Here is an 8,105-nt window from a genome sequence, read left to right on the forward strand (position 1 = left end):
GGAACGCTTTGAGGGGCTAAACTCGGGGAATCGGGAACGGATGGACGCTTCCCTTCCCACCCCCTCCATCGCCATTCTGTGTGCGGAAGGGGATTGCATGGCCGGGCTGCTGGAAGAGTTGGAGGCGTCGGAGGTCATGCCCCCGGACCGGCAGATCGACATGTTCGTCGAAAGCCTGGTGTCGGCCCCGTTGCGCGACGATCGCGCCACGATGGAGTTCCCGTTCTTCGCCCTGCAGAAGCGCCCGTTGCTGACGCCGATCATCTACCAGGACGGCAATGTCGCGATCCGGATTTCGCCAGGGGAGCGGGGGATTGCGACGATCTGGGACAAGGACGTACTGATCTACCTGTCCAGCCTGATCAACTCCAAGATCGAGCGTGGCGAGGAGGTCAGCCGGACCGTCCGCATCGCCGCGTATGATCTGCTCCGGGTGACCCGGCGGCACACCGGCAAGAATGGCTACCAGGAGATCTACGACGCGCTGTTCCGGCTGCGCTCCACCACCATCACGACCGACATCCAGTCGGGCGGGGAGCGGGAGACGCGGGGGTTCGGTTGGATCGACAGCTTTCGCATCCTGACGAAGGAGAACAAGGCGGGGAACCGGGTCATGCAAGGGCTGGAGATCACCCTGAATGACTGGACGTTCCGCGCCCTGGTGAAGGATCGGCGGGTGCTGGCGATCAACCCGGCGTATTTCGACCTGACCGGCGGGCTGGAGCGGCGGCTGTATGAGATTGCGCGCAAGCATGTCGGGCGGCAGGCGGAGTGGAAGGTGTCGCTGCTGCTGCTGGCGAAGAAATGCGGCACGATGCAGCGCAATCTGCGCCGCTTCAAATTCGATTTGAAGGAACTGGCCGAGCTGGATCGCCTGCCCGACTACCAGTTGTTCCTGGTGAACGACCACGCCTCCCCCACCGCCAAGGCAATGGAGGCGGCGGGCATGAAAGGGACCAAGGGCGCCAAGCGCACTCCGAACGAGGCGGTGCTGGTGGTGTTCAAGCCCCGCCCGCGCACGATCGCGGCCGCCGGGCTGGTGATGGAGCCGCTGGCGAATTAGTCGCTGAAATTTCCAAGACGGTCGCCGGGTTGCGGGTTACAGTGACCGGCTTCCGGCTTCATTAAAGGACACAGCATGAATACGTATGGTTCAGCCCATTGGCAGGGTGGCATCAAGGACGGCAAGGGCGCGATTTCGACGAAAAGCGGCGCGCTGTCCGATTACCCGTATGGGTTCGCCAGCCGGTTCGAGGGCCAGCCTGGCAGCAACCCGGAAGAACTCATCGGGGCGGCCCATTCGGCGTGCTTCACGATGGCCCTGTCGTTGATCTTGGGGGAGGCCGGGTTCACCGCCGAGTCCATGCAGACCAAGGCGACCGTGACGCTGGAGAAGGTCGGGGACGGGTTTTCCATCACCGCCGTCGCGCTGGCGCTGGAGGCTAAGATCCCCGGCATCACGCCGGAGGTTTTCGCCGAGCTGACCGGCAAGGCCAAAGCTGGCTGCCCGGTGTCGAAGCTGCTGAAGGCCGAGATCAGCTTGGACGCGAAGCTGGTCTAGCGACCGATAGGCCGGGGCGGGATGGTTCCTGCCCCGGCCTGAGAGCGGCCTAGTGCTGGTCGGGCGCCGGGGCGGAGTTGAGTTGGATATAGCGCTCGATCCCGATCAGCTTGATCAGGTCGAACTGGCGGTCGAGGAAGTCCAGGTGCTCCTCCTCATTGTCCAGGATCCGGCGCAGCAGGTCGCGGGACACATAGTCCCGCACGGTTTCGCAATGGGCGATGCCGTCGCGCAGGTCACCGCAGGCCTTCTCCTCGATGGCGAGGTCGGCCCGGAGGATTTCCTCGACGGTCTGCCCGACCATGATCTGGTTGAGGCGCTGTACGTTGGGCAGGCCTCCCAGGAAGAGGATGCGTTCGATCAGATCGTCGGCATGCTTCATTTCTTCGATCGACTCGGCGTATTCGTGCTTGCCGAGCAGAGTCACGCCCCAGTGACGCAATGTTCGTGCATGCAGGAAGTATTGATTGATCGCCGTCAGCTCGTTGGTGAGCTGAGTATTGAGATACTCGATGACTTTTGGGTCAGCTTTCAAGGCAAGTCTCCTGGTGCGCGCGATCGATCAAGTGGAGACTGCCACTACTAGTCCATGGCGGCAACCAGCGCGGGTTCGGCGGCCTGCTCGATCCGGGCTTCCTGCAGGAGCGCCAGGATCCGTCGCGTGCAACTGCCGCATTGTGCGGTGCAGCCGCAGGCGTCGTAGACTTCCCGAGGGCGGCACGCGCCCTGTGCGGCGGCCTGCTGAATGTCGGTGTCTGTCAGGGCGTTGCAGTGGCAGATGTACAAACCGGGCGCTCCATCCGGGGGCACGGTGTTGATAACGATACTGAGAAGCGTTCGCAACGTCAAAACTGCGTCGCGGTGCTTAATGTTCGGTTAGATGCCGGGCCAGAGCGTGTTGGGCGCGCTGGTGACCGGGGAGACGGGGCCGGCTTGGCTCCTGCTCAGCCGCGGCTTGCCACGGACACGCCGATCGCGGCGACGACCATGCCGACGATTTGCACGGTGCCGAGTTCGTCGCCGAACAGGACCAGCGCCATGAGGGCAACCACTGGCGGTACCAGGTAGAAGAGCGAGGCGACGCCGGACACTGCGCGGCGGCGGATCGGCGTCAGCAGCAACAGCGAGGCGCCGACCGAGAGGGCGAGCACGCCCCAGGCCAACCCCACCCAAAGCTGCCAGTCATTGTCGAACACGCCGCGTTCGGTGAACCAGGCGAGTGGTGCCACGAAGGCGGTGCCGCCGATGAACTGGCCGCAGGCGTGGGTGCGCAAATCGGTGGTGGCGGGAAGCCGCTTCTGCACCAGCGTGGCGGCGGTGATCGCCAGCATCGAGGCCAGGCACATCAAGATTGGCCCCAGCCCCAATCGCGACGCGGCACCCTGCGCCAGGGTTGGCGCGATCACCAGTATCGCGCCCACGAACCCGGTGACGATGCCGAGCCAACGGCGGCGCGAAACCTGCTCCCCCAACAGCGGGAACGCCAAAAGGGCGGTTGCCAATGGTTGTAGGCCGGTGATGAGTGCGGCGACCGATGCCGGCAGGCCGCGATGCGTCGCCCAGAAGATGCCGCCCAGGTAGATGCCCTGCATCAGCACCCCGGTGCCGAGGGCGAAGGCCCAGCCCTGCCATGTGGCCGACCACTTCGCGCGCGTGGCGGTGCAGAGGGCGGCGAAGGCAATAGCGGTGAGGGTGAACCGGAAGGTCAGGAAGGTCAGCGGCTCGATATGCGGCGCCACCAGCCGGGCTACGACGAAGCCGGTCGCCCAGATGACCACGAATAGCAGCGGCGTTGCCTGCGCCAAGAGATTGGGTGCGTCGGCGGCGGGGGCCAGGGTTGGCGCTTGGCGTCTCATTGCGGGCAGCAGACAGGAAGCCCCCCATCGCGACAACCCCGGCCGCCGATGATCAGCCATCTCGACACCGTCCGATCGCGGGCCGCAGAGTGTGGAGGCAAAAACAGAACAAGGTAGTGCCCGGCATGAGCGATCCCGTCCCAACGCCGACCGACGAGCGGGCCGACACGATCGAGCTTGCGCGCACCCAGACGATCGCGCTGAGCGAGGTGACGACGCGGCGCGAGCACGATCTGCTGGGCGAGGCCGACATCCCGGCCGATGCGTATTGGGGCATCCATACCATGCGGGCGGTGGAGAACTTCCCCATCACCGGTGTGCCGGTGGGGCATTTCCCGGAGTTCGTGCGCGCCCTGGTGATGGTGAAGCAGGCGGCGGCGCGGGCCAACAAGCGGCTGGGCCATCTGCCGGCGGCCAAGGCCGAGGCGATCGACAAGGCCTGCATCCGCATCGCCGCCGGGCGGGATTTCCACGACCAGTTCGTGGTGGACGCGGTGCAGGGCGGCGCCGGCACGTCGACCAACATGAACACGAACGAGGTGGTGGCCAACGTCGCGCTGGAGATCCTGGGCCATCCCCGTGGGCACTACGCCGCGCTGCACCCCAATGACGACGTCAACATGGCGCAGTCGACCAACGACGCATACCCGACGGCGCTGCGGCTGGGCGTGATCCTGGCGACCGAACCGCTGATGGAGGCGCTGGACGAACTAGCCTTTGCGTTCAAGGGCAAGGCGGTGGAGTTCGCCGACGTAATGAAGATCGGCCGCACCCAGTTGCAGGACGCGGTGCCGATGACGCTGGGGCAGGAGTTCGACGGCTACCACGCCACCATCAAGGAGGATGTGTCCCGCCTTCGGGAATCGGCCGCGTTCTTTCGCGAGGTGAATTTGGGGGCTACGGCGATCGGGACCGGGATCAATGCCGATCCGCGCTATGCCTCGCTGGTGGTGGAGGAATTGGCCCGGGTCGCGCATCAGCCGATGGTGCTTGCGTCCAACCTGATCGAAGCGACGTCCGACATGGGCGCGTTCGTGCTGTTCTCCGGCGTGTTGAAGCGGGTGGCCGTGAAGCTGTCGAAGATCTGCAACGATCTGCGCCTGCTATCCAGCGGCCCGCGCGCCGGGTTCGGTGAGATCCGGCTGCCGGCGGTGCAGGCGGGGTCGTCGATCATGCCGGGCAAGGTGAACCCGGTGATCCCCGAGGTGGTGAACCAGGTGGCGTACCTGGTGATCGGGCACGATCTCACGGTGACGATGTGCGCCGAGGGCGGGCAATTGCAGCTGAACGCGTTCGAGCCGACGATTGGGTATTGCGTGCTGACCTCGCTGCGGATTTTGACGGCGGCGATCAATACGCTGACCAAGCGCTGCGTGGTGGGGATCGAGGCGGATCGGGAGCATTGCCTGGAACTGGTGGAGAACAGCATCGGGTTGGTGACGGCGCTGGGGCCGACGCTGGGGTACGAGGCGTGCTCGCGCATTGCCAAGCGGGCGTTGGCGGAGAAGCGCCGGGTGTCGGATCTGGTGCTGGAGGAAGGATTGCTGACGGAGGCGCAGTTGAAAGACTTGCTGCAATTGGATGCGATGACCCGGCCCTCCCGCTCGACCCTGCTGCCCTCTGTGCTGAAGGCCTGAGCCGCGCTTAGGCCGCACCTGTTTCGGAACCGGGCCGGGTTGACGGTTCCGGACAGGGCGGGTGATGATCTGGTGTGCCCGGTTCAGGAAGGCGCACTGCAATACGGGAGAGAATGTCATGCTGCGCCGCACTCTGTTGAAGACGGCTGCCGCGTCGGTCCTTGCTGCGCCAGCCATTGCGCAGCCGGCAAAGATTCCGACGTTGCGTTTCGTGCCGCAAGCGAATCTGACGGCGCTGGATCCGATCTTCACCACCGCCATCGTTACCGGCAACCACGCCAACTACGTGTTCGACACGCTGTATTCCAACCCGATGGACGGCCAGCCGCGGCCGCAAATGGCGGAGGGGCACGAGGTTTCTGCCGACGGGCGGGTGTGGCGCATTCGGCTGCGCGAGGGGTTGAAGTTCCACGACAACACGCCGGTGCGGGCGGCCGACTGCGTGGCCAGCATCCAGCGCTGGGCGAAGCGGGATGGCTTCGGCCAGTTGATTGCCAAGGTGGTCGATACCTGGGGCGCCCCGGATGATCGCACGATCGAACTGAAGCTGACCCGGCCCTTCCCGCTGCTGGCGACCGGGTTGGGCAAGCCCGATAGTTCCGCCGCGTTTATGATGCCGGAACGCCTGGCAAAGACGGATGCGAACGCGCAGATCACCGAGATGGTCGGCTCCGGCCCGTACAAGTTCCTGGCGAAGGAATACAATTCCGGCAGCCACATGGCGTATGAGAAGTTCGATGGCTACGTACCGCGCACCGAGGCACCGGATTGGGGCACGGGCGCCAAGATCGCGCATTTCCAGCGGGTCGAGTGGAACATCATTCCCGACCCGGCCACCGCCGCGGCCGCGCTGCGCAATGGCGAGATCGATTGGTGGGAACAGCCGATCAACGACCTGCTGCCGTCGCTGGCGCGGGACAAGTCGATCAGCCTGATGGTGTCCAACCCGCAGGGCAATGAATCGCTGATGCGGATGAACTGCCTGCAGGCGCCGTTCAACGACGTGGCGATCCGGCGCGCGGTGCTGATGGGGGTGAACCAGGAAGACTACATGCGGGCCACGTTCGGTGACGACCAATCGCTGTGGCGGACCTGCCGCAGCGAGTTCCCGTGCGGCACCGCGTATGAAACGCTGGATGATGGCACGCTGATGAAGGGCGATTTGAAAGCGGCGACGGCAGCGCTGAAGGCCAGCAGTTACGCCGGACAGCGTGTGGTTCTGCTGAGCCCCAGCGATTTCCCGGCCATCGCGCCGCTGTGCCAGGTGACGGCGGATTTGATGCAGAAAATGGGCTTCAACGTGGATTTCCAATCGATGGATTGGGGCACGGTGATCCAGCGCCGGGCCAACATGGAAGGCGTGGACAAGGGTGGCTGGAGCGTCTTCCACACCTTCGGCTCGTCCGGCGGCTATTCGTCTCCGGCGACCTCCACCCTGGTGCGTGGCCAGGGCAAGGCCGGTTGGTTCGGTTGGTGGACGAGCGACAAGGCGGAGGAGCTGACGCAGGATTGGCTGGCGGCGCCCGACGCCGCCGGGCAGAAGCGCGTGGCCTCCGAGATTGCGCGGTTGGCGATGACCGAGGTGGCGACCGTGCCGCTGGGCATCAACTTCACCAAAACGGCCTATCGCAACAGCATCACCGGGGTGTTGCAGGGCGTGGCTCCGTATCCGTGGAACGTGCGGCCAGCGTAGCGAATGCCGGCCGCATTGCATTCAGCGCGGTAGCCAGGCGGGCGTGTCGCCGCCCAGTTTTGGCGTCGTGCGTTCCCAGCGCGGCGGAGTGGCGGACATGCGCAGCACCGGGCCTAGTGTGCGTAGCCGGCCGTAGCAGGTGTCGGCTTCGACGGCGGCGGTGGCGAGGGCTTCCTCGGTGAGGCGTTCCGGGGCGTCCTGGAAATCGTCCAGCAGGCCCTGGCGCTGCAGGAACATGCCGGCCTGGCAGAGCGAGGCCTGCACATGGAAGCTGCCGCCTTCGCGGGCGCGACGGGCGAGCGCTAGCAGCGTGCCGTAGGCGGCCAGATAGCCGGTGGTGTAGTCGCAGACGGGCGCGAAGACGAGTTTCGGTGCGCCGGTTCCGGCCAGGCGGCCATTCGCTTCGGCGATTCCGGTGACGCATTGGGCGACCTGCTCCCACCCGGCGCGCCCTGCCAATGGGCCACCGGGGCCGAAGCAGGACACGGTGGTGACGACGATGCCGGGTCGTAGGCGTTGCAGGTCGTCCAGGCCGAAACCAAGTTTGGCGAGTTCGCCGGGTCGATAGCCGCTGAGGAAGACGTCCGCCTCCCGCACCAGCGCTTCTAGGGCGGCTTTGCCGTCCGGGGTCTTGAGGTCGATGAAGCAGCTTCGCTTGCCGTGGCTGGTGTCGCGGACGTGCTCGGCGGTTTGCGGCAGGTGTTCGGCAGTGACCATCAGCACGTCGGCACCCTGTTCGGCCAAAGCGCGGCCGGCGAGCGGGCCGGCCAGGATGCGCGTCAGGTCCAACACGCGCACGCCGGCCAGGGGGCGGTCACCGGGTTTGAACGGCTCGGGGTTGCCCGGCGTGGTGCGTTCGATGCCAACCAGGGGTAGGTTGGCGAGGAAGCGGCCCTGCGGGTGGGCGAGCCATTCGGCCTGCGTGCGGACCTTGCCGCCACAAGCGCGGGCGGTGGCGATCGCTTCCTCCAGATCGTCCGCGTTCCATTGCGCGACGGCGCCGCCGACGGCCTCCGGCGTGCTTTCACAGTTAAGGACGCCCAGCACTCGGGCGCTGAGGTGCGGTAGGTTCAAGTGGGGCAGGACGTAGCGGTCGTCCTTCGTGCGCCAGGGCTGGGTGACGGTGAGCATGTGGGCGAAATTGGTGGGCGTCGGCACGTGGTGGAACGCGCCAGAGGCATCCTGCGCCCGCGTGTAATCGCCGGTGCGGATGGTGGCGGCGGCCATGGCGACGTCGATCGATACGGTTTGGCGCTGCCCGGTGCGGAGCTGCCAGATGTCGTTGGCGGCGACGCCAATCCCCGTCAGCACGGCGGCGACGGTTTCGCCGACCTTGAACGGGGTGCGATAGAACGGGT

The 8,105-nt window shown here is 65.8% G+C and carries 8 protein-coding genes; 4 read left to right on the top strand and 4 right to left on the bottom strand.

Annotated elements, in window-relative coordinates; genetic code table 11:
• Together GSQ76_RS22990 and GSQ76_RS22995 are read left to right on the top strand one after the other, a co-directional pair.
• On the top strand, positions 1-1,063 hold a 1,063-nt coding region (locus GSQ76_RS22990), incomplete at its 5' end, for a replication initiator protein A (RefSeq protein ID WP_216851242.1).
• A 75-nt stretch (positions 1,064-1,138) separates the two neighbouring features.
• Positions 1,139-1,561 carry an OsmC family protein gene (locus GSQ76_RS22995; RefSeq protein WP_158746452.1) on the top strand — a complete coding sequence of 141 codons (423 nt, stop codon included), beginning with the start codon at positions 1,139-1,141 and terminating at the stop codon, positions 1,559-1,561.
• 49 nt (positions 1,562-1,610) lie between these two features.
• Here the strand turns inward: GSQ76_RS22995 and bfr are convergent, their stop codons facing one another.
• From bfr to GSQ76_RS23010, 3 genes are all read right to left on the bottom strand, one after another.
• Entirely contained in the window at positions 1,611-2,096 is a 486-nt protein-coding gene (gene bfr, locus GSQ76_RS23000) for a bacterioferritin (RefSeq protein ID WP_158746453.1), read from the bottom strand.
• Between the two features lie 47 nt (positions 2,097-2,143).
• Positions 2,144-2,404 carry a bacterioferritin-associated ferredoxin gene (locus GSQ76_RS23005; protein ID WP_254070586.1) on the bottom strand — a complete coding sequence of 87 codons (261 nt, stop codon included), beginning with the start codon at positions 2,402-2,404 and terminating at the stop codon, positions 2,144-2,146.
• 101 nt (positions 2,405-2,505) lie between these two features.
• Complete coding sequence (locus GSQ76_RS23010; RefSeq protein ID WP_158746454.1) at positions 2,506-3,417, bottom strand: DMT family transporter; 912 nt, start codon at positions 3,415-3,417, stop codon at positions 2,506-2,508.
• Between the two features lie 125 nt (positions 3,418-3,542).
• Here GSQ76_RS23010 and GSQ76_RS23015 point away from each other — a divergent pair, with 125 nt between their 5' ends.
• Positions 3,543-5,054, top strand: a complete 1,512-nt coding sequence (locus tag GSQ76_RS23015; RefSeq protein ID WP_158746455.1) for an aspartate ammonia-lyase — start codon at positions 3,543-3,545, stop codon at positions 5,052-5,054.
• A 118-nt stretch (positions 5,055-5,172) separates the two neighbouring features.
• On the top strand, positions 5,173-6,747 hold the full coding sequence (locus GSQ76_RS23020; RefSeq protein ID WP_158746456.1) for an ABC transporter substrate-binding protein: 1,575 nt from the start codon (positions 5,173-5,175) through the stop codon (positions 6,745-6,747).
• Positions 6,748-6,768: 21 nt separating this feature from the next.
• On the opposite strand, the gene GSQ76_RS23025 is transcribed toward GSQ76_RS23020, so the two are convergent.
• Positions 6,769-8,105, bottom strand: a 1,337-nt coding sequence (locus GSQ76_RS23025; protein ID WP_158746457.1) for a CoA transferase, incomplete at its 5' end; no start/stop codon positions are given.

The organism is Acidisphaera sp. L21 (assembly GCF_009765685.1).
Taxonomy (GTDB): Bacteria; Pseudomonadota; Alphaproteobacteria; order Acetobacterales; family Acetobacteraceae; genus LMUY01.